The following is a 23,836-nucleotide window of genomic DNA, read 5'->3' on the forward strand; positions in this document are numbered from 1 at the left end:
CTACGCTGCGCGCATGCCCGCTCAGCACGCGCCACACGCCGACGTGAGGGTGGTCGTGCCTGCCTTCAACGAGGAGGCGCGCGTGGCTGCCGTGGTCTCGGGACTCCGCTCCGAGTTCCGCCGGGTCGTGGTCGTCGACGACGGCAGCACGGACCGCACGGCGGAGCTCGCGCGGGCCGCCGGCGCGCACGTCGTGCGGCACCCGAGCAACCTCGGCCAGGGCGCGGCGCTGCAGACCGGCTTCGCCTATGCACTGACCGACCCGGGCATGCGCTACGTGATCACCTTCGACTCCGACGGTCAGCACCGGGTCGAGGACGCCCTTTCCCTGCTCGCGACCGCGCACGAGTCCGGCGTCGACGTGGTGCTGGGGTCCCGCTTCCTGTCGCCCGGCACCGAGGTGCCCGCGGGACGCCGCGTCGTGCTGCGCGCCGGCATCGCGTTCACCCGGGCCACCACCAGGCTCAAGGTCACCGACACCCACAACGGGCTGCGGGTGCTGAACCGTCGCGCGGCGCAGGAGATCGACCTCACCCTCACCGACATGGCCCACGCCAGCCAGCTGCTCGGTCTGATCGGTCGGCGCGGTCTCAGTTGGACGGAGGCGCCGGTCGTGATCGACTACGCAGATGAGTCGCGACGACGGGGGCAGTCCAACGTCAACGCGCTCAACATCGTCTTCGACCTCGCCCTCGAGCGACTCCGCTCTGCGGGGTGAGCCACCTCGGGTGGCTCCCGTCCGGCGCCACCCCTTCTGGCCGCGCCTCCGCACCGCGTTCCCCTGGCTGGTGCTGGCCGGCATCCTGGTCTCGCTGCTGGTCAACACGGCGCGGCCGCTGACCAACACCGACACCTACTTCCACCTCCGCTTCGGCCACGAGTTCCTGCAGGGCTGGTCGCTGCGCCACCCGGGCAGTGTGAGCACCTTCGCCACGGCGGACTGGGTGCCGACCCAGTGGCTGTCCGAGGTCGTCATGGCCAAGACCGAGGACTGGTTCGGCCTGGCCGGCGTCGCGTGGCTGTCGGGGCTGCTCGAGGTGCTCCTCTTCCTGGGCGTGTACGCCGCCGCCCGGGTACGCGCCGAGCCTCTGGTTGCGATGCCGGTGACCGCCGTGGCCCTGTTCGGGATGCAGACCGGGCTGTCGATGCGTCCGCAGGTGTTCAGCTACCTTTGCGCGGCCGCGGTGGTCGCCGCCTGGCTCCGCACCCTGGACGACCACCGCGCACGGTGGTGGCTGGTGCCGCTGGTGTGGCTGTGGGCGATGCTGCACGGGATGTGGCCGGTCGCGCTGCTGGTGGGGGCCGTGGCCACGGTCGGGCTCGCGCTCGATCGCGCCCCTCGGACCGTCGTGATCCGGTCCGCGGTCGTCACCGCGGCGTGCGCAGCCGCGGCTGCTGTCACCCCGGTCGGTCCGGCGCTCTACGGGGCCGTCGCCGCGGTCGGGTCGCGTCGCGGCTACTTCTCCGAGTGGCTGCCGCCCGACTGGATCTCGTGGTCCTCGGCCGGGTTCGCGGTGCTGCTCGCGGCCACGCTGGTCGGGCTCTGGCGGCGCCGGGAGAACCCGTGGACCGAGACGCTGCTGATCGCGCTGGCCGGCGTGTTCGCGGCCTACGCCGACCGGACGGTGGCGCTGGCGGCCGCCATGCTGGCCCCGCTCGCGGCCGGGCCGGTGCAGTCGCTGGTACGGCGCACCGCTGCTCGTCCCGACCCGGTCCGGCGCGGCGAGCGCCGGGCGGTCCTGGCCGGGTCGGCCCTCACCCTGGTCGCGCTCGCGCTCGCAGTGCCCCACACCTCCGACGACCCGGTCGCGCTGCCGCGGTGGGCCGATCCGGCGATCCGCGGACTCGCTCCCGGGACGAAGGTGCTCGACGACTGGGACTTCGGCGGCTACCTGATGTGGCGCTACCCGCGCCTCGACCTGCTCATGCACGGGTACGGCGACACGTTCACCGCCGCCGAGCTCGACCGCAACACCGGCCTCCTGAACCTCTCCCCGGGCTGGACCGACGACCTGCACGAGACCGGCATCCGGGTCGCGGTGCTGCGACCGAACACGCGGATGGCGTACGCACTGGTCGCCGAGGAGGGCTGGTCGGTCGTGCACCGCTCCGACGACCTCGAGATGCTGCGGGCACCTCGCGACTGGCGGTCACCGGCAGCTCCGGTCGCGCCGTCCGGGTCAGGCTGAGGCCGCGACCCAGCGGCTGAGGACACCCGCGGCCGCCCCGGAGTCGACCGCCTCGCTCGCCCGGACGTACGCCGCGGGCAGGGCGTCCGCGACCGCCTCCGCGGGGCTGTCGTAGACCGCCAGTGCCGCCGCGGCGTTGAGGAGCACGGCGTCACGGATCGGACCGGACTCACCGGCGAGGATCCGGCGTACGACGTCCGCGTTGTGCGCGACGTCGCCGCCCCGCAGGTCCTCCGGCTTCGCCGGGGGAAGGTCCAGGGCGGACGGGTCGACCGACGACGGGGTCACGACCCCGTCGTGGACCAGCCACACCTGCGAGGTCGTCGTGGTGGTGAGCTCGTCCAGCCCGTCGTCGCCGCGGAAGACCCACGCATCCACGCCGCGCCTGGCCAGCACCCCCGCCATCAGCGGCGCGAGGCGCGGGTCGGCGCAGCCGATCGCCTGGGCGGCCGGCTTCACCGGGTTGGCCAGCGGACCGAGCAGGTTGAAGGTGGTCCCGATGGCGAGCTCGCGACGCGGGACCGCCGCGTGCCGGAGCGCCGGGTGGAAGGCTGCCGCGAAGCAGAACGTGATGCCCACCTGCTCCGCCAGCCGGGCGACCTGGTCGGGAGCGAGGTCGAGGCGGATGCCGAGGGCCTCCAGCACGTCGGCCGAGCCGGCCTGGCTCGAGGCCGAGCGGTTGCCGTGCTTGACGACGCGCGCCCCGGCCCCGGCGGCCACGATCGCGGCCATCGTCGAGATGTTCACGCTCATCGAGCGGTCTCCCCCGGTGCCGACCACGTCGAGCGCGCGGCCGGGGATGGTCAGCGGCGTCGCCACCTCGTACATCGCGTCGAGCAGACCGGTGACCTCGTCGATGGTCTCGCCCTTGCTCCGCAGCGCGACCGCGAGCCCGGCGATCTGGGCAGGGGTCGCGGCACCGGACAGGATCTCGCCCATCGCCCAGGCAGCCTGCTCACCGGTCAGGTCGCGGCGTTGGACGAGGGCGCCCAGCACCTCGCCCCAGGAGTACGCCGTGGCGTCCACGGTGTCGGACACGGCGTCAGGCGGTCGAGGTGGTGGCGGGCAGGCGGGGGCGCAGCAGGTCGGTGACGGCCTCGGCCAGGCGCACCGGGTCGATCGGGTGCGGCACCGCCGCCTCCGCTCGCGACCAGGTGGCCAGCCAGGCGTCCTGCGGACGACCGATCAGGACCAGGATCGGAGGGCACCGGTAGATCTCGTCCTTCAGCTGCTTGGCGATGCCCATGCCACCGGCCGGCACCGCCTCGCCGTCGAGGATGGCCAGGTCGATGCTGCCGGCGTCCATGTTCTGCAGGACGACCGGCTCGGTCGCGACCTCGACGTACTCCAGCTCCGGGAAGTCGGGGTGGGGCCGGCGCCCGAGCGCGAGGATCACCTGTTCGCGGACGTGTACGTCGTCGCTGTAGACCAGCACGCGCAGCCTGGCCTTCGAGCCGGCCTTCGAGTCGCTCACGGGGTGAAGGCTACCGTCCGGTCTCGTCGGTCGGCGCCGCGCCCGCGGTTGCTCGTGCGGCCCGGGCCTCCCGCGCCTCGAGCAGGTCGAGCCGCCGGTCCTCGCGCTTCGCCTCGGCCAGCGAGGAGCGCACCCACTGCACGAACAGGGTGGCGAAGAAGAGCAGCCCGATCGCGTCGCCGGAGCTCCAGAGGATGCCGCCGGCCAGGTGCTGGTCCGCGGCGGGACTCGGCAGCCAGGCCCCCATCGGGCCCTCGTGGAGCGCGGGGTACCAGGTACCGCCGATCAACGTGTCCTGGGCCATGATCGTGACTCCCATGAACGCGTGGAACGGCAGCGTGAGCACGGTGAGCAGCAGCCGGAACGGGTAGCCGATGCGGCCGGGCAGCGGGTCGATGCCCATCAGCGGCCAGAAGAAGATGCAGCCGACCAGCACCATGTGGAGATGGGTCATCTCGTGCAGGTAGTCGGAGCGGAGCGTCGCCCCGTACCAGCCGCTGAAGTAGAGCGCCCACGGAGTGATCACGAAGAGCGTGAAGGCCAGCGGTGGGAACGAGAGGGTCTTCGCCACCCGCGAGTGCAGCGCGACCAGCAGCCAGCCGCGCGGACGACGGGGCAGGGTGCGCAGTGCGAGGGTGATCGGGGCACCCAGCGCCATCGCCAGCGGGACCAGCATCGAGAGGATCATGTGCTGGGCCATGTGCACGCTGAGCAGCGTGTCGTCGTAGGTGCCCAAGCCCGAGACGGTCGCCATCGCCGCCGCCACCATCGCAGCCAGGAACGCCGCGGTGCGGCCGAGCGGCCACCGGTCGCCGCGGCGGTGCATCCACTGCACACCCCAGAGGTAGAGCGCCGTGGTCAGGAGGATCGCCAGGGTCGCCCACGAGACCAGCTCCCACTGGGTGACGACGGCGCCGAGCGTGAACCTCGGGAGGGCCTCCTCGCCCGCCGCTGCGCCGTGCAACACGGCCTGCACGACAGGTGGGATCACGCTTGCGAGAATAGGCCGGGCTCGACCGCCGGAAACAACTCGCGAAGCCCAGGGGGTCGGGGTGCCCGCTCCGGAGGGCTCGGGACATAATGGCGCCCGTGGCGACAGCTTCGACGACGATCCCGGCCTCCCGGCTCCACGGACATCACGACCGCCCGAGCATGGTGAGCGTCGGGACCATCATCTGGCTGTCGAGCGAGCTGATGTTCTTCGCCGCACTGTTCGCGTCGTACTTCACGATCCGCGCGGTGAGCCCCGCCCTCTGGGCACAGAGCACGGCGAAGCTCGACGTGCCCTTCGCGGCGGTCAACACCACGATCCTGGTGCTGTCCTCGCTGACCTGCCAGATGGGTGTCTTCGCCGCGGAGCGCGGTCAGGTCGGCCGCGCCGGCTCGCTGTTCCAGGTGCCGAAGTGGGGCCTGCGGGAGTGGTTCATCCTCACCTACTTCATGGGCTCGGTGTTCGTCGCGGGCCAGGCCACGGAGTACACCTCGCTGATCAAGGAGGGCATCACGATCCCGGCCTCGGGCTACGGCTCGATGTTCTACCTCACCACCGGGTTCCACGCCCTGCACGTGACCGGCGGACTGGTCGCCTTCCTGTTCGTCCTCGGCCGCACGTTCATGGCCAAGCGGTTCACCCACGAGCAGGCCGTCAGCGCGATCGTCGTGTCGTACTACTGGCACTTCGTCGACGTCGTCTGGATCGGCCTGTTCGCGACCATCTACCTCATCCAATGACCGACCCGTGTCCGATCTCCTGACCGCAAGGACCCGACTGTGCGCCTCCTGAACCGACCTCTCGGACGTCTCTCCAGGCACCGTCGCGGGCCCGTCGCCGGGCTGCTCGTGGTCCTGCTGGGTCTGCTCCTGACCGGTGGGCTGTACGCCGCGTTCTCACCCGCCTCGGCGCAGGAGGACAACTCCGCGGCGCAGATCAAGCGCGGCCACCAGCTGTTCCTGGTCGGCTGCTCGTTCTGCCACGGCACCAACGGTGAGGGCGTGAAGACCCTGGACGGCAACCAGCTCGGCCCGTCGCTGGTCGGCGTCGGCGCCGCGGCCGTCGACTTCCAGGTCGGCACCGGCCGGATGCCGGCCACCCAGCCGGGACCGCAGATCCCGCAGAAGGAGAAGGTCAGCTACACGCCCGACGAGATCGCCGACCTCGCGGCGTACGTCGCCTCGCTCGGTCCCGGCCCGGCCATCCCCAACCCGTCGGACTACGACCTGAGCGGCATCAGCGACGAGAAGCGCCAGGAGATGATCACCCAAGGTGGCGAGATCTTCCTGACCAACTGCACCGCGTGCCACAACTTCGAGGGGTCGGGCGGTGCCATGCCGAGGGGCGGCTACGCGCCCAAGATCCGCGGCGTGGAGCCGAAGTACATCTTCGAGGCGATGCTGACCGGCCCTCAGGCGATGGACAACTTCTCCAACGGCAACCTGTCGGTCGACGAGAAGCGCGACATCATCGCCTACCTCCAGTCGCTGGAGGACAACCCCGACTACGGCGGCTTCGGGATGGGTGGCATCGGCCCGGTCAGTGAGGGCATGTTCGCGTGGATCGTGGGCATCGGCTCGCTGGTCGGCGTCGCCACCTGGATCGCGGCTCACACGGCCCGTTCGAGCAAGGAGAAGTCGCAATCGTGAACGACAACCTCCCGGTGGGCGAGCAGCAGGCCCATGAGGACGTCCCGGGACGTGTCCACGTGGACGAGCCCATCCCCGACCCCGGCCTCGAGCCGCACCAGTGGCGTCCGACCGACGTCGACCCGCGGGCCGAGAAGCGCGCCGAGCGTCAGGTCGCCGGGCTGTTCCTGCTCGCGATCCTGGGCGCCGTCGGGTTCATCGTCAGCTACATCGTCTTCCAGGTCGGCGACAACCCCGACACCTTCTTCAACCTCGGTGCCTCCAACGTCGCGCTCGGCCTCTGCCTCGCAGTGACCCTGCTCGGCATGGGCGCCGGGATGATCCAATGGGCCCGCAAGCTGATGGGCGACCACGAGATCGTGGAGATGCGTCACTCAGCGGGTTCCTCCGAGGAGGACCGCGAAGCAGCGGTGGGCATCCTCCAGGTCGGCCTCGAGGAGTCCGGCCTCGGGCGCCGGCCGCTGATCCGCAACACCCTGCTCGCCGCCGGCGGCATCCTCGGCCTCCTGCCGATCATCATGCTCCGCGACCTCGGCCCGCTGCCGGGCGACAAGCTCTACCACACGATCTGGGACATCAACACCTGGACGCCCGAGATGCAGGCGTGGTGGCAGACCCAGAACCGCACGCTCCAGCGCGTCGTCCGCGACGTCGTCGGGACGCCGATCAAGGTCACCGACCTGGAGATCGGAGACCTGGTCAACGCCGAGCCCGAGGTGCTGTTCGCGCTGGACCCCCAGACCAAGCAGCCGCTCGTCGAGGGCACCGACCTGCTGGTGGACAAGTCGAAGGCCGCGGTGATCCTGCACCGGATGCTGCCCAGCGACATCGTGTCCTCACAGACCCTGAACTGGTCGGTCGACGGCATCGTCTGCTACTCGAAGATCTGCACCCACGTGGGCTGCCCGATCTCCCTCAACGAGCGCACGACGCACCATCTGCTGTGCCCCTGCCACCAGTCGACGTTCGACCTGGCCGACAGCGGCAAGGTGCTGTTCGGGCCCGCCGCCCGTCCGCTGCCGCAGCTCGAACTGACCGTGGACGACGAGGGATACTTGGCGGCGAAGCGTGACTTCACCGAACCCGTTGGGCCGAGTTTCTGGGAGCGAGGCTGACCATGTCCTTGGACACCAGCAAGATCGCCGACACGAACCGCGGCACCGCGGCGACTGCCAAGAAGCCGAACCGGGCGGGTGCGGTCGCCGGCTGGGCCGACGACCGGCTGAAGCTGGGCACGCTGACCCGGGTCTTCGCGCGCAAGGTGTTCCCCGACCACTGGTCGTTCATGCTCGGCGAGATCGCGCTCTGGTCCTTCGTGGTGCTGCTGCTGACCGGCACGTTCCTGACGCTGTGGTTCACGCCCTCGATGTCGGAGTCGACGTACCAGGGCTCCTACACACAGCTGCGCGGCGTCCCGATGTCCGACGCCTACGCCTCGACCCTGCACATCTCCTTCGACGTGCGCGGCGGGCTGCTGATGCGGCAGATGCACCACTGGTCGGCGATGTTGTTCATCGCCGCGATGTTCGTGCACATGATGCGGACGTTCCTCACCGGTGCGTTCCGCAAGCCGCGCGAGCTGAACTGGGTGATCGGCGGGATCCTCCTGCTGCTCGGCATCCTCGAGGGCTTCGCCGGCTACTCGCTGCCCGACGACCTGCTCTCCGGCACCGGTCTGCGCATCGCCGACGGACTGATCAAGGCGACACCGGTGGTCGGGTCCTACATGTCGTTCTTCCTGTTCGGCGGGGAGTTCCCGGGCGACGTGATCATCCCGCGCCTCTACATCGTGCACGTGCTGCTCATCCCGGGTCTGCTGCTCGCGCTGATCGGCGCCCACATGCTGCTGCTGGTGTTCCACAAGCACACCCAGTGGGCGGGTCCCGGCCGCACCGAGCAGAACGTCGTCGGCTACCCGATGCTGCCCGTCTACATGGCCAAGGCCGGCGGCTTCTTCTTCATGGTCTTCGGCGTGACCGCGCTGATGGGGGCGCTGCTCTCCATCAACCCGATCTGGAAGTACGGGCCCTACGACCCGTCCAAGGTGACCGCCGGCTCCCAGCCCGACTGGTACATGGGCATCGCCGAAGGGTTGCTGCGCATCATGCCCAACTGGGAGACCCATATCTGGGGGATCACGATCTCCTGGAACGTCATGATCCCCGGTCAGATCGCACCGTTCGTCCTCTTCGGGATGATCATCTGCTGGCCGTTCCTCGAGCAGTGGGTGACCGGCGACAGGCGTGAGCACCACCTGCTCCAGCGACCGCGCAACGCGCCGACGCGCACGGCGTTCCTGGCCGCGATGGTGACGGAGTACGGACTGTTGTGGGCCGCGGGCGGCAACGACATCCTGGCCACGCACTTCCACTGGAGCCTGAACTCCATCACCTACTTCATGCGGGCCGCGATCTTCATCCTCCCGGTGATCGTCTTCTACGTGACCCGGCGTTGGTGCATCGGGCTGCAGCGCCAGGACAACGACCGGCTGTTGCACGGCTACGAGACCGGCATCATCATGCGGTCGGCCGAGGGCGGGTACAGCGAGCGTCATCTGCCGATCAGCGAGGCCGAGGCCTACACGCTCACCGCTCGGCAGCGCGACCGGATCCACGAGCTCGAGCCGGACGTCGACGAGAACGGCGTGGCCGCTCGTGGCACCCGCATCGACCGCGTCCGGTCCACGCTGTCCAAGGCGATGTTCGCCGACAACGTGCAGAAGCCGACCGCCGAGGAGCTCGAGGAGGCCCGCCACCACGCGGAGCACATCCACGAGATCGAGTCCGAGCTCGCCCACCCCGCATCGGGGCACGAGTTCGACGACCACGCCCTCCGCGACGCCGAGGACGTCCCCCTCCGCGGTCACTGAGGCCCAACGCTGACCCGGCTCTTGCCGACGCTGGAGAGCGCTGACCCGGCCCTTGCCGACGTCGCCGGTTCCACGTCAGCCGAGCCAGGCATCTCCGTCGCGCGTCTGACCCGACCAGGACAACGCGCCGTAGCGTCGTCGCGCACGCTCCACGCCTTGGCGTAGCTTCATGCCAGGATCCCGACCGGGCCCGTAGACGTCATCCGCCTCGAAGACGTCGATGATCCAGTCGTCGTGCTCGACGAGCCAGGCGATGCGGTCCTCGTCGTACGCCGCTCGGTCCTCGGCGTGCCATCGGGGACCGTTGTACTCCGCGCCGTACTTCAACTCCGGGCACGCGAGATCGAGGTAGTAGTTCCCGCCGGGATGGGCGACCCGATGCTGAAGAGTCAGCGGAGGCATGCCGGGTTGGTCCAGCCATGAGAGTCCGAGCGCGCACTCGGGGCCTGAGCCGAAGGCGGGATCCACGTGGGGCGCAAGGCCTCGGCCCTGGCGTACGCCGCGATAGCCCGCGAACCGTCCCCGCTCACGGAGCTCGAAGAGGAGGTCGGCCTTGTCGTAGTCGGCGACCTTGGCCATGGCGCACATCGCCGCGAACGCCTGAACACGCGGCAGGCCGATGCCGAGATCGACCGTTGTCCGGAGCTTGGTCGTCACCCATAGTCCGTCGAGGTCGATGACTTCGTGCGCGAGAAAGGTGCGTTCCCCGCCGGTCGCGAGCGAGTTGCGGAGTCGGTTCCCCGGCGCCAGGTGCATCTCGACGCGCGGCACGCGGAGATGATCGCCCGCGGCGAGGACCATCGGCGCACGGTGGTACCAGCCGGCTGTCCGACCGGTGATGACGGCGTTCCCCGGAGCGACGAGTCGCAAGCATTCCACTCGCAGTTCGAGTCCATCTGGCAGCTGCGCTGCGTGGAACACTCCCCGCAGCGGGTTGAGGAGCAGGCCCGCTGACACCCAGGCGGCGAGCTGTCGCTCGGGCACACCCTCTGCCAAGGCTTGGCGCCTCGTGAACGCGCGATCGATCGGAACCGGGGCATCCGGACCCAGGAAGGTCATGCACTTCAGTGTTGTCATGACCGTAGGACTGCCCACTGCCGTAACCCTCAACCAGCGCCGAGGGCAGGCTGTGGAGAACGCCGTCGAAGGTGCTTGCGCGATCTCGATGGTCAGCGTCGGCCAGAGCCGGGTCAGCGTTCCTCAGCGTCGGCAAGAGCCGGGTCAGGGCTAGTGGAGGGCGGAGCCGAGGCGGTACTGGGCAAAGGACTCGTTCCAGTCGCCGTAGCCGTTGGTGAGCGTCATCTGCTTGTCGGTGCCGGTGGTGACGACGACGTCACCGCGGCGGCTCATGTGGTAGAGCCAGTCGGCGTTCTCGGTGCTCATTCCGGTGCAGCCGTGGGAGACATTCTCGTGGCCCTGGCTGGCGACCGACCACGGCGCGGCGTGGAGGAACTCACCGGAGTAGGTCACCCGCATCGCCCACTGGACGTTGCCGATGTTGTAGCCCTCGGGGCCGTTCGGGTCGATGCCGATGGTCTCGGAGTTCATCCGCTTGTGCGGGTACTTCTCGACGATCACCTTCACGCCCGAACGCGTGGTGAAGCCCGGCTTCCCGGTCGTGATCGGCACGGTGCGCAGCAGGGTGCCGTTGCTGAAGACCTTCATCAGGTCGGTCTTCGCGTCGACCTTGTAGATGTGGGCGTCCCCGACGTTGAACGAGACCGTCCGGTCGAGCTGTCCGAAGATCCCGTTGCCGGCCGGCACGCTGTTGATGTCGGCGTTCACGGTGACGCTGCTCCCGGCCTTCCAGTACGTCGCCGGGCGCCAGTGCACCTCGGTGTCGCTGATCCAGTGCCACGAGCCCTTCTGGGCCGGCTGGGCGGTCACGTGCAGGTGCTTCTCGATGGAGGCGCGGTCGGTGACCGGCACGTCGAAGGTCACGATCACCGGCATCCCGACCCCGACGGTCTCGCCGTTCAGCGGCGCGATGGACGGGTAGGTCTGCTGGTCCAGGGTCAGCGCCGCGGTGCGGAAGCGGGTGGTGCGGGTGATCGGCTTGCCACCCTCGATGGTGGCCTCGCTGTGCACGGTGTACGTCGTGCCCGGCTCGAGGAGCGCACCGGCCGTCCAGCTCTTGCGGTCCGCCGACATCTTCCCCGGGACCGTCCCGGACTTGGAGCTCACCGTCACCGCGGTCAGGGTTCCGGAGTCGGCCTGCACCGAGACCAGGCGGTCGACCGGGACGTGGCTGGCGCCCCGCGCGACGTTCGAGCTCACCGAGGCCTTCGGCTTCGGGTGGGCGGACTTGCTGTGCACGACGTCCTGGAGGCCCTTCGAGCCGCCGTCGTGGGTCGAGTCCCCCGAGCCGCAGCCCGCGGTCAGGGACACGGCCAGCAGGGCGCCGCACAGCAGCGGCACGCGAGCGCGCAGGACGGACATCAGACTCCCCGTGACAGGTGTGGTGACAAGTGACCTCAATGTAACCCGAGACCCCCCGCGCACCCGGAATCGTCGTGGCGCGCGGAATCCCATGCCCCTAGGACGCGGCCGGCGGCTCGGAGGTTGCCGGCCCGGGTCAGTGGGCGTGCTCGCCGCGGTAGTACTCGAAGACCCAGCCCGACAGGGCCAGGGCGCCCAGGCCGATCCCGATGATGAACAGCCACCAGGCGCCGATCGCCACGCCGTACACGATCACGGCGAGGGAGGCGCCGCACCACAGCGGCCACCAGGAGTACGGCGGGAAGAACCCCAGCTCGCCGGCTCCGTCGGCGATCTCGGCGTCCTTACGGTCCTCCGGCCGTGGCTCCATCTTCGTCGCATGGAACCCGAGGTAGAGCGTCACCATCGCCATCAGCAGCGTCGTCATGACGAGGGCCGAGGTGCCGGTCCAGTCGCCGGAGAGGAACCAGTACCCGGGGCTGACGATCAGGAAGAAGGCCGTCGCGAGCGCGAAGATCCAGGCCTCCATCTTCACGAGTCATCACCGTCCATCCGGTCGCGCAGGTGCTCCTCACGGCCTTCGACGTCCGGCGCGTCGGCGAACCCGGCGTTCGCCATCGCGTAGTTGTCCTCCATCTCCAGCGCTGCGATCTCGGGATGGTGCAGGTCGAACGCCGGCGACTCCGAACGGATGCGCGGGATGCGGTCGAAGTTGTGGCGCGGCGGCGGACAGCTGGTCGCCCACTCCAGGGAGCGGCCCCATCCCCACGGGTCGTCGACCTCGACCAGCGGGCCACGCCGGGAGATCCACACGTTGTAGAGGAACGGGAGCGTCGAGGCGCCCAGGAGGAACGCGCCGACGGTCGACACCTGGTTGAGAGTGGTGAAGCCGTCCTGGGGCAGGTAGTCGGCGTACCGGCGAGGCATGCCCTCGACGCCCAGCCAGTGCTGGACCAGGAACGTCGTGTGGAAGCCGATGAACAGCATCCAGAAGTGCACCTTGCCGAGACGTTCGTCGAGCATCCGGCCGGTGACCTTGGGCCACCAGAAATAGAACCCGGCGAACATCGCGAAGACCACCGTGCCGAAGACGACGTAGTGGAAGTGAGCCACCACGAAGTAGGAGTCGGAGACGTGGAAGTCGAGCGGTGGGCTCGCCAGGATGACGCCGGTCAGGCCGCCGAAGAGGAACGTGGTCAGGAAGCCGATGGACCAGAGCATGGGTGTGTCGAACGACACCGATCCGCCCCACATCGTGCCTATCCAGTTGAAGAACTTCACGCCCGTCGGTACGGCGATCAGGAACGTCATCCCGGAGAAGAACGGCAGGTCGACCTTGCCGGTGACGAACATGTGGTGGGCCCACACCGCGACCGAGAGCACCGCGATGCCGAGGGTCGCACCCACCAGTCCGATGTATCCGAAGCAGGGCTTGCGGCTGAAGACCGGCAGGATCTCGGTGATGATGCCGAAGAACGGCAGCGCGATTATGTAGACCTCGGGATGGCCGAAGAACCAGAACAGGTGCTGCCACAGGATGGCGCCACCATGGCTGGCGTCGAAGACGTGTGCCCCCAGTCTTCGGTCGGCCTCGAGCGACAGCAGCGCGCCGGCGAGCACGGGGAACGCCACGAGCACCAGCAGGCTGGTGACCATCGTGTTCCACACGAAGATCGGCATCCGGAACATCGTCATGCCGGGTGCGCGCATGCAGATGATCGTGGTGATGAAGTTGACCGCGCCCAGGATCGTGCCGAGACCGGCCATCCACAGGCCCATCACCCACAGGTCACCGCCGACGTTGGGCGACCGTACGGCGTCCGAGAGCGGCGTGTAGGCGAACCAGCCGAAGTCGGCGGCACCCGACGGGGTGATGAAGCCGGAGCCCGCGATCAGGCCGCCGAACAGGAACAGCCAGTAGCTGAACATGTTCAGGCGCGGGAACGCAACGTCGGGCGAGCCGATCTGCAGCGGCATGATCGCGTTGCCGAACCCGAAGAACAGCGGCGTCGCGAACAGCAGCAGCATGATCGTGCCGTGCATCGTGAACAGCTGGTTGTAGACCTCGTCGTTCACGAACTGCATGCCCGGGTTGGCCAGCTCGGAGCGCATCAGCAGTGCCATCACGCCTGCGACCAGGAACCAGCCGAACGCGGTGCCGATGTAGAGGTTGCCGATCACCTTGTGGTCGGTCGACGTGATGACCTTGATGATCCGTTGGCCCAGATCACGGCGGGGCTGCGAGACCGTGGTGGCGGTGGACGGCGTGGTGGCGGTCATTCGGAGCCTCCCTCAGAACCGCTCTGGAGCCCAGCTTGCGTCTGGCTGGTGATGCCGCCGAGCAGAGGCTGCTTGGCGACGTTCCCCTGGGCCTGTAGCTGCTGGAGGTAGGACTGGAAGTCCGCATCGCTGACGATCTTGACGTTGAAGAGCATGCGCGAGTGGTAGACCCCGCACAGCTCGTAGCACTTGCCACGGTAGTCGCCGATCACAGTGGGCTCGACCTGGAAGTGGTTGTCCTGCGACTGGGGTCCCGGGATCACGTCCTCCTTCTCGAGGAACCCCGGGACGCCGAAGTCGTGTACGACGTCGGGCGAGTGCAGCTTGAACTCCACGGTCTTGTCGACCGGGATCACCAGGGTCGGCGGGTTGCCGGCCTGGCCGACGCTGTAGAGGACCTGCTGGTCGGGCGTGTTGATCTCGCCGCCGGGCAGGTAGTTGAACGTCCAGGTCCACTGCTGGCCCACGACGTAGATGGTCACATCCGGGTTGGGGACCTCCTCGCGGACGAGGTTCTGGGTGCGCTCGGTGTGCACGAAGAACACCACGACCATGATGATCGGGGCGATCGTGTAGAAGATCTCGAGCGGCAGGTTGTAGCGGGTCTGGATCGGGACCTCGTCGTCGCTGCGACGACGGAACCGCCACGCGGCGTAGAAGATCAGGCCCCAGACGACCGCACCCGTGGCCAGCGCGGCGATCCAGGCCCAGCGCCACAACAGGAAGATGTGCTCGCCCTGAGCCGTGGCGGGGTCGGGCATCGCCAGGTTGGCCCACTCGTGGCGGTCCTTGCTGCTGCAGCCGGTCAGGCTGACCAGGAGGATCGCTCCGACGAGGGCGACTCCTGCCCGGCGGGCGAGAACAGGCGTACGACGCTGGGTGCGACGAGGCGTCGCGGCCGAGGCAGCGGGGACTTGCCGACCCACGAACGAGCCTTTCTGCTCAGGCGATCACCAACAGTCCGCACACTATCCGAACCCGTGCCCGCTCGAGGGGGTGGGTCGCGGTAAGTCGGGTGCCCGGTCCGGGCCGCAGAGCCGGGGCTAGGTTGGCGGCGTGTCGAGCGAGCCCGGCCGCCGCGTCTACCTGGACTCCGCCTCCGGTGTGCCGCTGCATCCCGCCGCGCGGGAGGCCTTCGCGGCCGCCCTCGACGCGGCGTACGCCGACCCGCGGCGGCTCCATCACGCCGGCCGCGCGGCGCGACTCGTCCTGGATAACGCCCGGGCCGCGACCGCCGAGGCGCTGGGCGTGCGGCCCGAGGAGGTCACGTTCACCGCGTCCGGCACCGAGGCCGTGCACCGGGGGCTCCTGGGGCTGCACCGCGGCGCCGCACGCCGGGGCGCGCAGATCGTGCACACCGCGGTGGAGCACTCAGCCGTCCTGCACGCGGCGGAATGGTCGGGCGCGCCGACCCGGTCGATCGCCGTCGAACCCACCGGCCGGGTCCGGCTCGACGACCTCGGCGCCGTGGATCTCACCGACACCTCCGTGGTCGCCTGTCAGTCGGCCAATCACGAGGTCGGCACCCTCCAGCCGATCGCCGAGGTGGCCGGACTCCTCGGTGGCGTACCTCTCTTCGTGGACGCCTGTGCCTCCGCGGGGCGGCTCGCCCTGCCCGAGGGCTGGTCGGCCCTGGCGGCGTCGGCCCACAAGTGGGGCGGTCCTCCAGGCGTCGGCGTCCTGGTGGTACGGCGCGGAGCGCGGTGGCGCGACCCGTTCCCCGACGACGAGCGAAACGTGCCGGCGATCCTCGCGTCGGCCGCGGCGCTCCAGGCGGTGGTCGCCGAGCGAGAGACCGAGAACCTGCGACACCACTCCCTGATCGGGTGGATCCGTGGCGTGGTCGGCGAGCTCGAGGGCGTCGAGGTCGTCGGCGATCCCAGCGACCGCCTGCCGCACCTGGTCACCTTCTCCTGCCTGTACGTCGACGGCGAGGCGCTGGTGACCGAGCTCGACCGGCTCGGCTTCGAGGTCGCGAGCGGATCGGCCTGCACCGCGTCGACGCTGGAGCCCAGCCACGTCCTCGCCGCGATGGGCGCACTCACCCACGGCAACGTCCGCCTGTCCCTGGGACGCGACACCGACGAGGAGGACGTCGGGCGGTTCCTCGAGGTGCTGCCGGGCGCGATCGAACGTCTCCGGGCCCGCCTGTGATGGAGCTGGACTGCCGCGGCCTGGTCTGCCCGGCCCCGATCATCGAGCTCGCCCGCCACATCACGGATGTCGGCATCGGTGAGCTGGTCTGCGTCGTGGCCTCCGACGCGGCCGCGCGGGTCGACGTACCTGCGTGGTGCCGGATGACCGGTCAGGAGTACGTCGGCGAGGAGTCCGCAGACGACGGGTGTCCGCGATACGTCGTACGCCGGCTCAGCTGACCGTCGACAGGTGGGCGGCGACGTCCGCAGCCGCCTGTTCGCCGTACGCCGTCCGGACGCGGTCGACGAACTGCTGGTGGGTGAAGGCGTACTCCTGCGTCCCCACGGTCTCCACGACGTACGCCGCCAGCACGCACCCGACCTGGGCCGCCCGCTCGTGGCCGAACCCCCACTCGAGCCCGGCCAGGAACCCGGCTCGGAACGCGTCGCCCACGCCGGTCGGCTCCACGGCGCTGACGCCCGGCGCCGCCTTGACCTCGATCGGCTCTGCGTCACCGGTCAGGATCCTGACCCCGTCGGGGCCGAGCGTGGTCACCTGGGTGCCGACGTGCCGGAGCACCTCGTCGGCCGACCAGCCGGTCTTGGACTCGATCATGTGCGACTCGTACTCGTTGGAGAACAGGTACGTCGCACCGTCGATGAGGTCGCGGATCAGGCCGCCGTCGCTGAACGCCAGCTGCTGGCTCGGGTCGGCGATGAAGGGGAAACCCCGCTGCCGGCACTCACGCGTGTGGCGCAGCATGCCCTCGGGGTCGTCCGCGCCGATCAGCACGAAGTCGGGGGCACCGACCTGCCCGACGATCGGCCGCAGCTCGATCTGTCGCGCCTCGCTCATCGCACCGGGGTAGAACGAGGCGAACTGCGCCATCGACGAGTCGGTGGTGCACACGAAGCGCGCCGTGTGCTTGGTGTCCGAGATGTGCACGAACGAGCAGTCGACGCCGTGCCGCTCGAGCCAGCTGCGGTAGTCGACGAAGTCCTCGCCGGCGGCGCCGACCAGCACCGGCCGCAGGCCGAGCCGGCCGAGCCCGAAGCACATGTTCGGGGCCACACCGCCGCGCCGGATCTCGAGGTCGTCGACGAGGAACGACACCGCCAGCTTGTCGAGCTGCTCGACCACGAGGGAGTCCCTGAAGCGCCCCTGGAAGGTCATCAGGTGGTCGGTCGCGATGGATCCGCAGATCAGCAGGGACACGTTCGGCAAGACTAGGTGATGTCGGGCTGGGAGTACTCATTGGTAGCCGTTAGCGTCGTGATCATGAGCCGTGCCCGCACGTCGTACGACGAGATCGACTCGCCGACGGCGATGCGTGAGGACGCCGCCGCCGTGGGTCGGGTGCTCCGCCGTGACCGGGTCACGCGGGCGGCCGTCGCCGGCCCGCCGAGCCTGGAGTACGCCGACTACCCGCGCGAGGTCGCCAAGCGCGAGATCGCCGTGGACGAGGCAGCCGCCCGCATCGCGGACGCGCTGCACCTGCACCTGGACTAGGTGCACACAGCACGAAGCCCCCGCGGAGTCGTCTACACAGACGCGGGGGCTTCGTGGAGTCCGATCAGTGGAACGAGTCGCCGCAGGCGCAGGATCCCGTCGCGTTCGGGTTGTCGATCGTGAAGCCCTGCTTCTCGATCGTGTCGACGAAGTCGATCATGGCGCCGTTCAGGTAGGGGACGCTCATCCGATCGACCACGACGGCCACACCGTCGAAGTCGCTCACGACGTCGCCGTCGAGCGTCCGCTCGTCGAAGAACAGCTGGTAGCGCAGACCACTGCAGCCCCCGGGCTGCACCGAGATGCGCAGCTGGAGGTCGTCACGACCCTCCTGGTCGAGCAGGCTCTTCACCTTCGTGGCCGCGACCGGGCTCAGGTTGATCTGGTCGGTACGACGCTCGGTGACCTGGTCGGTCATGCTCACAGCTCCTTCATCGGTGTCTGAGAAGCGCGTCACGAGGGCGCGTCTGACAGTCCCAATTCTCGCACAGCGGTGGTTATTCCGAGGGATCCCGGTCAGCGCGACCAGGTGCGGGCGACCCGCTCCGCGAGACACGCCAGACTCCCGGCGGGGTCGCCCAGGGCGCGCTCCTCCCCCACCAGGTCGACCAGCGAGTACGCCGACTCGATGCCCAGCGCCCGCATCTCGCGCGACCCGACCAGCACCCGCCCCGCGAGGGCCACGCACGGCCGGAGCGCTTCCGCGGCGACCGTGGCGACGCCGTACGGGACCTTGCCGGAGCGGCTGGAGAAGTCGAAGGCGCCCTCGCCGGTCAGGACGAGGTCGGCGGTCCGGGCGCGGCCCGCCAGGTCCACCGCGTCGGCGACGACGTCGAAGCCCGGAGTCCGTCCGGCGCCCAGGAGGAGCAGGGCAAACCCGAGGCCCCCGGCGGCGCCCGCCCCCTTCTCCAGCGAGGTACGCCGGTCGGTCGCCGCCGCGAGCTGCTCGAGGATGCGGTCGACGGCCGGCAGCCGGTCCTCGGGGATGCCCTTCTGCGGACCGAAGGACCTGGTGGCCCCGAACAGCCCGGTGAGCGGGTTGTCGACATCGCTGGCGCAGGTGAGCGTGACGCCCTCGAGCCTCGCACGGGCGGGCGCGAGGTCGACGGTGGCGACACCGTTCAGGCCCGCCGCGCCCTCGTCGAGCGGCCGGTCGGCGGTGGCACCGAGGGCTCCGAGCAGGCCGGCGCCGCCGTCGTTCGTTCCCGAGCCGCCGAGACCGACCACGATGTCGGTGGCACCTGCTTCGATCGCGTGCCGGACCAGCTCGCCGACGCCCCACGTGGTGGCGCTCTCGGCGCGCTCACCCGCGGTGAGGGCGAGCCCGCAGGCCTGGGCGCTCTCGACCCAGGCCCGGTGGTCGAGCCTCAGCACGGCGCCCGGCACTCGCTCGTGGTGGGGGCCGGTCACCGTGACCACCGCCAGCTCGCCGCCGAGTGCCTCGTGGAGCACGTCGACGAACCCGGGGCCTCCGTCCGCCATCGGCGCCAGGTCGAGCAGGTCCCCCGGCGCCCTGCGCGACCAGCCGTCGGCGATCGCCCGGGCCGCCTCGACCGCCGTCAGCGTGCCGGCGAACTTGTCCGGGGCGATCAGCACGCGCACGGCGTCATCCTGCCGGTCCTGTCACGGAGTCCGCCGTACGGGCCACCAGGTCCGCCACGACCCCCCGGAGCTCGCCGGTCCGCTCGTACGCCGACCGCTGGCGCCGCGCACCCGTGCCCGTGGACGACAGCCGGGCGAGACGGTCGTCGACGAGCGCGTCGTCGCCGGCACTGCACAGCGCAGGGTCCACCAGCTCCCGGAGAGCCCCGATCGCCGCGCGGGCCTCGACCCGCTCGGCGGTGACCGGGTGCACCAGGTGGCCGGACAGCCCGTACCTCGCGGCCCGCCACCAGGCGCCGCGGAGCAGGTCGGTGCGCCACGGCTCGGTGAGTGGCTCGGCCGTGGCGCAGGTCTCGACCAGAGCCCGCGCGAGCGCCACCACCACCAGCGCGTCGTCCACCTCGGTGCAGGTGTCGGCGACCCGGATCTCGACCGTCGGGTAGCGCGCGGAGAGCCTGGCGTCGAAGTAGAGCATCCCGTCGTCGAGCGCGGCGCCGATGTCCATCAGGGTGCGGCTCACCCGGCGGTACTCCGCGAGCGAGCCGTACGGCTCGGCCGGACCAGCCGTGGGCCACCTCGTCCACACCTGCTGGCGCCACGAGGCGTACCCCGTGTCCTTCCCGGAGGCGTACGGCGAGTTCGCGGAGATGGCGGTCAGCAGCGGTAGCCAGGGCCGCAGGGAGTCGATGACCCGGACGCCCTCGTCGTCGTCGGCGATGTCGACGTGGACGTGCATGCCGAGGGTGCCCGCGCCGCGTCCGGTGTCCCCGAACTCGTTGACGATCCGTTCGTACCTCGGGTTGGCGCTGACGGCCGGCTCGGCCGAGCCGAGCGGCGCCGTCCCGACGGCGGCCAGGGCCAGTCCGGACTCCTCGGCCGCGACCAGCGCCGTACGCCGCGCCTCCCGCAGCTGCCGGGCGATCTCGCCCAGGTCCGCGACCGGGTCGGTATGGGTCTCCAGCATGTGGCGGAGCAGCTCGCCCTCCAGGTCGTGCGACGCCGTGGGCGGCGGGACGTCGCTGCGCTCGCTCCTGTGCTCGTGCAGCACGTGGCCCGCGGCGTTGGCCAGCTCCCCGGTGTCCGGGTCGACGAGCAAGAGCTCCTCCTCCACCCCGACCTTGCGCACGCCCGCAATGCTAGGGCGGGTGAGCGACACGCGGATCCGGCCGATGACCGTCGACGACGCAGGGGCGGCGGAGCGGCTGACCGCGGTCGGCTACCACGAGCTCGACACCCGGATGTTCCGCCGGTCGTGGCCCGATCCGCAGCTGCGGCCACCGGAGCGCGGTGCCCACTGGGTCGACCGGGCTCGGCACCTGATCAGGACAGATCCGGGCGGCTGCTGGGTCGCCGAGCGCGACGACGCGCTGCTCGGCGTGGTGATCTCGTTCGTGCGGGAGAAGCTGTGGCTGCTGGCGTCGTACGCCGTGGTGCCCGAGGCCCAGGGTCTCGGTCTCGGCAAGGCCCTCCTGGCACCGGCACTCGACCACGGGCGCGGCTGCCTGCGGGGCATGCTCAACGCCTCCAGCGACCCGAAGGCGGTCCGCCGGTACCACGCCGCCGGGTTCACCCTGCACCCGCAGATGTTCGTCCGCGGGACGCCGGACCGCTCGCAGATCCCGGTCGTCGAGAAGGTCCGCGAAGGCACCGAGAGCGACGTCGACCTGATGGACTCGGTGGACCGCCGGACCCGCGGCGCCGCCCACGGCGTCGACCACCAGCTGCTGATGAGGCAGTTCCGGCTGGTGGTCAGCGAGACCTCCTCGGCCCAGGGGTACGCCTACCTCGACGACGGCGTCGCCCTGCTGGCGGCGACCGACCGGCGTACGGCCTCGCGGCTGATGTGGGAGGCGATCGCGTCCAGCGACGACGTGCTGGTCGGCCACATCACCCCGGAGAACGGCTGGGCCCTCGACGTCGGGATCGCGGCGCGGCTCGACGTCTTCCAGGAGGGCTACCAGGCGCTCCGCAACATGCGACCGCCCAGGCCGTACCTCCCCCACGGCGCCCTGATGTGACCTCCCTAGCATGACGTCATGACCACGGTGGACCTCCCGCTGCTGCCGCTCGGACGCGGCACCGACCTGGCCACCGAGCGGGGGGTCGAGTGCCCGGGCGACCTCCCGGCGCCGTCCGATCCCGACCTCGTCGAGCGTGTCCGCGCTGCGAAGGAGGCGCTGGGTGACCGGGTCTTCGTGCTCGGTCACCACTACCAGCGCGACGAGGTCATCCGGTTCGCCGACGTCACGGGCGACTCGTTCAAGCTCGCCCGCGACGCCGCCGCGCGGCCGGAGGCGGAGTACATCGTGTTCTGCGGCGTCCACTTCATGGCCGAGTCGGCCGACATCCTGACCGCGCCGCAGCAGATGGTGGTGCTCCCGGACCTCGCCGCGGGCTGCTCCATGGCCGACATGGCCAGGCTCGCACAGGTCGAGGACTGCTGGGACGCGTTGGCCGGCGCAGGCATCGCCGAGAGCGTCGTCCCGATCACGTACATGAACTCGTCGGCCGACATCAAGGCCTTCTGCGGACGCCACGGCGGCGCGGTCTGTACGTCGAGCAACGCCGACGTGGCCCTGGAGTGGGCGTTCTCGCAGAGGCCCGAGGCCACCGTGCTGTTCCTCCCCGACCAGCACCTCGGTCGCAACACCGCCGTCCTGAAGCTCGGGCTCGGGCTCGACGACTGTGTCGTCTGGGATCCGCGCCGGCCGGACGGCGGCGTCTCCGCCGAGGCACTCGCGGCGGCCCGGATGATCCTGTGGAAGGGCCACTGCTCGGTGCACGGCCGGTTCTCGGCCGAGGTCGTGGACGAGCTGCGGGCGACGAAGCCGGGCATCCGCATCCTGGTCCACCCCGAGTGCACCCACGACGTCGTGACCCGCGCCGACCTGGTCGGCTCGACCGAGTTCATCATCAAGACCATCGAGGCGGCCCCAGCCGGATCGAAGTGGGCCGTCGGCACCGAGCTCAACCTCGTGCAGCGCCTCGCCCGCGAGCACCCGGAGCAGGAGATCGTGTTCCTCGACCGGAACGTCTGCTACTGCTCGACGATGAACCGGATCGACCTCCCCCACCTGGTGTGGGCCCTCGAGTCCCTCGTCGACGGCGTCGTCGTCAACCGGGTCTCCGTCGACCCCGACACCGAGCACCACGCGAAGATCGCGCTCCAGCGGATGCTCGACCTCCCGGGACGGTCTCACCGGGGCTGATCAGCAACCTCCGGTCGCAGGGCAGGTGCTCGGGACGAGGTACGACGGGAAGTAGTCGTAGCGGATGATCGTCCTGCCGGCGGCGTCCAGCAGGGTGACCGGCATCGAGGGCAGCGCCTGCATGTCGTTGCTCGCCCGATGCGCATCCACCCGCTCCTCGACGTGTCGGAAGACGTAGGTGTAGGTGCCGAGGACCGGGTGCAGGACCGTTCCGTCGGGAGCGTCCACGCGCACCGCGGCGACACCGGCGTACCGGGCGAAGGCGCCGGCGAACAGCTCGCGGGGGCAGACCTTCCCGTCACCCGGTGCGCAGACCTGCGACCAGTCGGGGCTCGTCGCCTGGTGCCGGAACCCGTCGGGTCCGTACCAGCTCCGGGGCACCGGCCCGCTCGGCAGCGGCCCACGGCCGGTGACCTCGTCGGCGTTGTCGGTGCCGCCCGCCACGAGCTGACAGCTCACCCAGCGCGTGTGCTCGGGGTTGACGAACGTCGCGGTGGCGCCCCGGGCGTCCTGCACGTGGGCGTCGAGCATCCACCGGTGCAGGAACCCGGCGCGCGGCGCGCGTGGTGGCCGTCCGGAGTGGTCGTTCGGGCCGATCCGGCTGATCGAGGTGTCGCCGGAGATCCCACCCGGGGCACGGGCCCGTGCACACCGGTCGACGATGGCGCGCTCCTGCGGGTCGAGCACCGGTGCCGACGACGACGCGGTCGACGGCGGCGCGCTGGTGCTGGGACCCACGGAGGGACCGCTCCCGGTGCGAGCCGACCCGACGACCTGGCTCAGCGCGAGCACACCGGCGACACCGGCCGCGGCCAGGCCGGCCGCGATCCCGCCGTGCCGGCGACGACGTCGGACGCGGGCCCGACGGACGATCGTGTCCCCGCCGAACCCGAGGGGTGCCCCGGCGTCGTCCGACGCGAGGTCGAGCAGGTCACTCATGCGCTCGTTCACAGCTGCTCCTCCAGCTCGACGTCGAGGCCCTGTCCCCGGAGGGCGTCACGCACCTGCTCCAGGCCACGCGCGGTCTGGCTCTTGACCGTCCCGGTGGTGATCCCGAGGTGCTGCGCGGTCTCCTCGACCGAGAGGTCGACGAAGTACCGGAGGACCACGCACTGCCGGCGCCGGTGCGGCAACGACTGCAGCGCGCGGACCACCGCCAGCCTGCGGTCGACGTGCTCGATCGGGTCGGCGCCCGGGTCGGGCAGGTCCTCACCACCGACCTCGCGGCGCCAGGGCCTGCGGCCCTGGTCGATCACGGCCGTGGTCACGGCCCGGTGGGCGTAGGCGCGCAACCCGCCTCGGCGCTCGATCCTGGACCACGCGACGTACAGCTTGACCAGTGCGTCCTGGGTGGCGTCCTCGGCGCGCTGCCAGTCCCCGCACATGAGGTACGCCGTGCGCCGCAGCTCGCGGGCGTGACCGTCGACGAACTGCACGAACTCCGTGTCGTCGACGTCCCGCACCTCGGGCTCCCTTCCGTCACCACCTG

General features: G+C 70.4%; 25 protein-coding genes. 11 read left to right on the forward strand and 14 right to left on the reverse strand.

Going from position 1 to position 23,836, the window contains the following annotated elements:
• Positions 1-13 precede the first annotated feature (13 nt).
• Together VGK78_RS14340 and VGK78_RS14345 are read left to right on the forward strand one after the other, a co-directional pair.
• Positions 14-718 carry a glycosyltransferase family 2 protein gene (locus VGK78_RS14340; protein ID WP_331528348.1) on the forward strand — a complete coding sequence of 235 codons (705 nt, stop codon included), beginning with the start codon at positions 14-16 and terminating at the stop codon, positions 716-718.
• A gap of 10 nt (positions 719-728) precedes the next feature.
• The gene (locus tag VGK78_RS14345) at positions 729-2,189 is read left to right on the forward strand and encodes a hypothetical protein (RefSeq protein ID WP_331528349.1); all 1,461 of its coding nucleotides are present in this window, start codon (positions 729-731) and stop codon (positions 2,187-2,189) included.
• Here VGK78_RS14345 and trpD read toward each other — a convergent pair.
• The 3 genes from trpD to VGK78_RS14360 are packed head-to-tail and all read right to left on the reverse strand — an operon-like array spanning position 2,181 to position 4,654.
• Positions 2,181-3,227 (reverse strand): anthranilate phosphoribosyltransferase, encoded by a 1,047-nt coding sequence (gene trpD, locus VGK78_RS14350; RefSeq protein ID WP_331528350.1) that lies wholly within the window; start codon positions 3,225-3,227, stop codon positions 2,181-2,183. The genes VGK78_RS14345 and trpD overlap by 9 nt on opposite strands.
• Before the next feature lie 4 nt (positions 3,228-3,231).
• The gene (locus VGK78_RS14355; protein WP_331528351.1) at positions 3,232-3,663 is read right to left on the reverse strand and encodes a hypothetical protein; all 432 of its coding nucleotides are present in this window, start codon (positions 3,661-3,663) and stop codon (positions 3,232-3,234) included.
• A 10-nt stretch (positions 3,664-3,673) separates the two neighbouring features.
• The gene (locus tag VGK78_RS14360; RefSeq protein ID WP_331528352.1) at positions 3,674-4,654 is read right to left on the reverse strand and encodes a cytochrome c oxidase assembly protein; all 981 of its coding nucleotides are present in this window, start codon (positions 4,652-4,654) and stop codon (positions 3,674-3,676) included.
• 89 nt (positions 4,655-4,743) lie between these two features.
• Between VGK78_RS14360 and VGK78_RS14365 the strand changes: the two genes are divergently transcribed.
• Genes VGK78_RS14365 through VGK78_RS14380 form a run of 4 tightly spaced genes read left to right on the forward strand, consistent with a single transcriptional unit; the run spans position 4,744 to position 9,172 of the window.
• On the forward strand, positions 4,744-5,394 hold the full coding sequence (locus VGK78_RS14365) for a cytochrome c oxidase subunit 3 (RefSeq protein WP_331528353.1): 651 nt from the start codon (positions 4,744-4,746) through the stop codon (positions 5,392-5,394).
• Between the two features lie 39 nt (positions 5,395-5,433).
• On the forward strand, positions 5,434-6,303 hold the full coding sequence (locus tag VGK78_RS14370; protein WP_414690687.1) for a c-type cytochrome: 870 nt from the start codon (positions 5,434-5,436) through the stop codon (positions 6,301-6,303).
• On the forward strand, positions 6,300-7,418 hold the full coding sequence (locus tag VGK78_RS14375) for a ubiquinol-cytochrome c reductase iron-sulfur subunit (protein WP_331528354.1): 1,119 nt from the start codon (positions 6,300-6,302) through the stop codon (positions 7,416-7,418). Before VGK78_RS14370 ends, VGK78_RS14375 begins: the two co-directional genes overlap by 4 nt.
• 2 nt (positions 7,419-7,420) lie before the next feature.
• Positions 7,421-9,172, forward strand: coding sequence for a cytochrome b (locus VGK78_RS14380; protein WP_331528355.1), 1,752 nt, complete (start codon positions 7,421-7,423; stop codon positions 9,170-9,172).
• Positions 9,173-9,247: 75 nt separating this feature from the next.
• On the opposite strand, the gene VGK78_RS14385 is transcribed toward VGK78_RS14380, so the two are convergent.
• The 5 genes from VGK78_RS14385 to coxB form a co-directional block, all read right to left on the reverse strand.
• A complete protein-coding gene (locus VGK78_RS14385) occupies positions 9,248-9,943 on the reverse strand; it encodes a hypothetical protein (protein ID WP_331528356.1) in 696 nt (231 codons plus the stop codon).
• Positions 9,944-10,399: 456 nt separating this feature from the next.
• Positions 10,400-11,611: a L,D-transpeptidase gene (locus VGK78_RS14390; RefSeq protein ID WP_331528357.1), complete on the reverse strand. Its 1,212-nt coding sequence runs from the start codon at positions 11,609-11,611 to the stop codon at positions 10,400-10,402.
• Between the two features lie 136 nt (positions 11,612-11,747).
• Entirely contained in the window at positions 11,748-12,146 is a 399-nt protein-coding gene (locus VGK78_RS14395) for a cytochrome c oxidase subunit 4 (RefSeq protein ID WP_331528359.1), read from the reverse strand.
• Complete coding sequence (gene ctaD / locus VGK78_RS14400) at positions 12,143-13,891, reverse strand: cytochrome c oxidase subunit I (protein ID WP_331528360.1); 1,749 nt, start codon at positions 13,889-13,891, stop codon at positions 12,143-12,145. The genes VGK78_RS14395 and ctaD overlap by 4 nt, the downstream gene beginning before the upstream one ends.
• On the reverse strand, positions 13,888-14,817 hold the full coding sequence (gene coxB, locus VGK78_RS14405) for a cytochrome c oxidase subunit II (RefSeq protein WP_331528361.1): 930 nt from the start codon (positions 14,815-14,817) through the stop codon (positions 13,888-13,890). The genes ctaD and coxB overlap by 4 nt, the downstream gene beginning before the upstream one ends.
• A 130-nt stretch (positions 14,818-14,947) precedes the next feature.
• Between coxB and VGK78_RS14410 the strand changes: the two genes are divergently transcribed.
• The gene (locus tag VGK78_RS14410) at positions 14,948-16,045 is read left to right on the forward strand and encodes a cysteine desulfurase family protein (protein WP_331528362.1); all 1,098 of its coding nucleotides are present in this window, start codon (positions 14,948-14,950) and stop codon (positions 16,043-16,045) included.
• A complete protein-coding gene (locus tag VGK78_RS14415) occupies positions 16,045-16,266 on the forward strand; it encodes a sulfurtransferase TusA family protein (protein WP_331528387.1) in 222 nt (73 codons plus the stop codon). Before VGK78_RS14410 ends, VGK78_RS14415 begins: the two co-directional genes overlap by 1 nt.
• Here VGK78_RS14415 and VGK78_RS14420 read toward each other — a convergent pair.
• Positions 16,259-17,242: a carbohydrate kinase family protein gene (locus VGK78_RS14420; RefSeq protein ID WP_331528363.1), complete on the reverse strand. Its 984-nt coding sequence runs from the start codon at positions 17,240-17,242 to the stop codon at positions 16,259-16,261. The genes VGK78_RS14415 and VGK78_RS14420 overlap by 8 nt on opposite strands.
• A gap of 63 nt (positions 17,243-17,305) precedes the next feature.
• Between VGK78_RS14420 and VGK78_RS14425 the strand changes: the two genes are divergently transcribed.
• The gene (locus VGK78_RS14425; protein ID WP_331528364.1) at positions 17,306-17,536 is read left to right on the forward strand and encodes a hypothetical protein; all 231 of its coding nucleotides are present in this window, start codon (positions 17,306-17,308) and stop codon (positions 17,534-17,536) included.
• Positions 17,537-17,600: 64 nt separating this feature from the next.
• Here the strand turns inward: VGK78_RS14425 and erpA are convergent, their stop codons facing one another.
• The 3 genes from erpA to VGK78_RS14440 all read right to left on the reverse strand — a co-directional run bounded on the left by erpA (position 17,601) and on the right by VGK78_RS14440 (position 20,264).
• Positions 17,601-17,954 carry an iron-sulfur cluster insertion protein ErpA gene (gene erpA, locus VGK78_RS14430; RefSeq protein WP_331528365.1) on the reverse strand — a complete coding sequence of 118 codons (354 nt, stop codon included), beginning with the start codon at positions 17,952-17,954 and terminating at the stop codon, positions 17,601-17,603.
• Positions 17,955-18,052: 98 nt separating this feature from the next.
• Complete coding sequence (locus tag VGK78_RS14435) at positions 18,053-19,138, reverse strand: glycerate kinase (RefSeq protein WP_331528366.1); 1,086 nt, start codon at positions 19,136-19,138, stop codon at positions 18,053-18,055.
• A gap of 4 nt (positions 19,139-19,142) precedes the next feature.
• Entirely contained in the window at positions 19,143-20,264 is a 1,122-nt protein-coding gene (locus VGK78_RS14440) for a carboxylate-amine ligase (protein ID WP_331528367.1), read from the reverse strand.
• 19 nt (positions 20,265-20,283) lie between these two features.
• Here VGK78_RS14440 and VGK78_RS14445 point away from each other — a divergent pair, with 19 nt between their 5' ends.
• Positions 20,284-21,156, forward strand: coding sequence for a GNAT family N-acetyltransferase (locus VGK78_RS14445; RefSeq protein WP_331528368.1), 873 nt, complete (start codon positions 20,284-20,286; stop codon positions 21,154-21,156).
• An 18-nt stretch (positions 21,157-21,174) separates the two neighbouring features.
• Positions 21,175-22,347: a quinolinate synthase NadA gene (gene nadA, locus VGK78_RS14450; protein WP_331528369.1), complete on the forward strand. Its 1,173-nt coding sequence runs from the start codon at positions 21,175-21,177 to the stop codon at positions 22,345-22,347.
• Here the strand turns inward: nadA and VGK78_RS14455 are convergent, their stop codons facing one another.
• Together VGK78_RS14455 and VGK78_RS14460 are read right to left on the reverse strand one after the other, a co-directional pair.
• On the reverse strand, positions 22,348-23,298 hold the full coding sequence (locus VGK78_RS14455; protein ID WP_331528370.1) for a hypothetical protein: 951 nt from the start codon (positions 23,296-23,298) through the stop codon (positions 22,348-22,350).
• Positions 23,295-23,810: an RNA polymerase sigma factor gene (locus VGK78_RS14460; RefSeq protein WP_331528371.1), complete on the reverse strand. Its 516-nt coding sequence runs from the start codon at positions 23,808-23,810 to the stop codon at positions 23,295-23,297. Before VGK78_RS14460 ends, VGK78_RS14455 begins: the two co-directional genes overlap by 4 nt.
• Positions 23,811-23,836 lie beyond the last annotated feature (26 nt).

It is taken from the genome of Nocardioides sp. (assembly GCF_036503465.1).
In the GTDB taxonomy this organism is placed as follows: Bacteria; Actinomycetota; Actinomycetes; order Propionibacteriales; family Nocardioidaceae; genus Nocardioides.

Excerpts from the sequence above, each read along its gene's own strand:
- VGK78_RS14340 (WP_331528348.1), top strand. The coding sequence starts at position 14 with ATGCCCGCTCAGCACGCGCCACACGCCGACGTGAGGGTGGTCGTGCCT.
- VGK78_RS14365 (WP_331528353.1), top strand. The coding sequence starts at position 4,744 with ATGGCGCCCGTGGCGACAGCTTCGACGACGATCCCGGCCTCCCGGCTC.
- VGK78_RS14380 (WP_331528355.1), top strand. The coding sequence starts at position 7,421 with ATGTCCTTGGACACCAGCAAGATCGCCGACACGAACCGCGGCACCGCG.
- VGK78_RS14390 (WP_331528357.1), bottom strand. The coding sequence starts at position 11,611 with ATGTCCGTCCTGCGCGCTCGCGTGCCGCTGCTGTGCGGCGCCCTGCTG.
- ctaD (WP_331528360.1), bottom strand. The coding sequence starts at position 13,891 with ATGACCGCCACCACGCCGTCCACCGCCACCACGGTCTCGCAGCCCCGC.
- VGK78_RS14415 (WP_331528387.1), top strand. The coding sequence starts at position 16,045 with ATGGAGCTGGACTGCCGCGGCCTGGTCTGCCCGGCCCCGATCATCGAG.
- VGK78_RS14425 (WP_331528364.1), top strand. The coding sequence starts at position 17,306 with ATGAGCCGTGCCCGCACGTCGTACGACGAGATCGACTCGCCGACGGCG.
- erpA (WP_331528365.1), bottom strand. The coding sequence starts at position 17,954 with ATGACCGACCAGGTCACCGAGCGTCGTACCGACCAGATCAACCTGAGC.
- nadA (WP_331528369.1), top strand. The coding sequence starts at position 21,175 with ATGACCACGGTGGACCTCCCGCTGCTGCCGCTCGGACGCGGCACCGAC.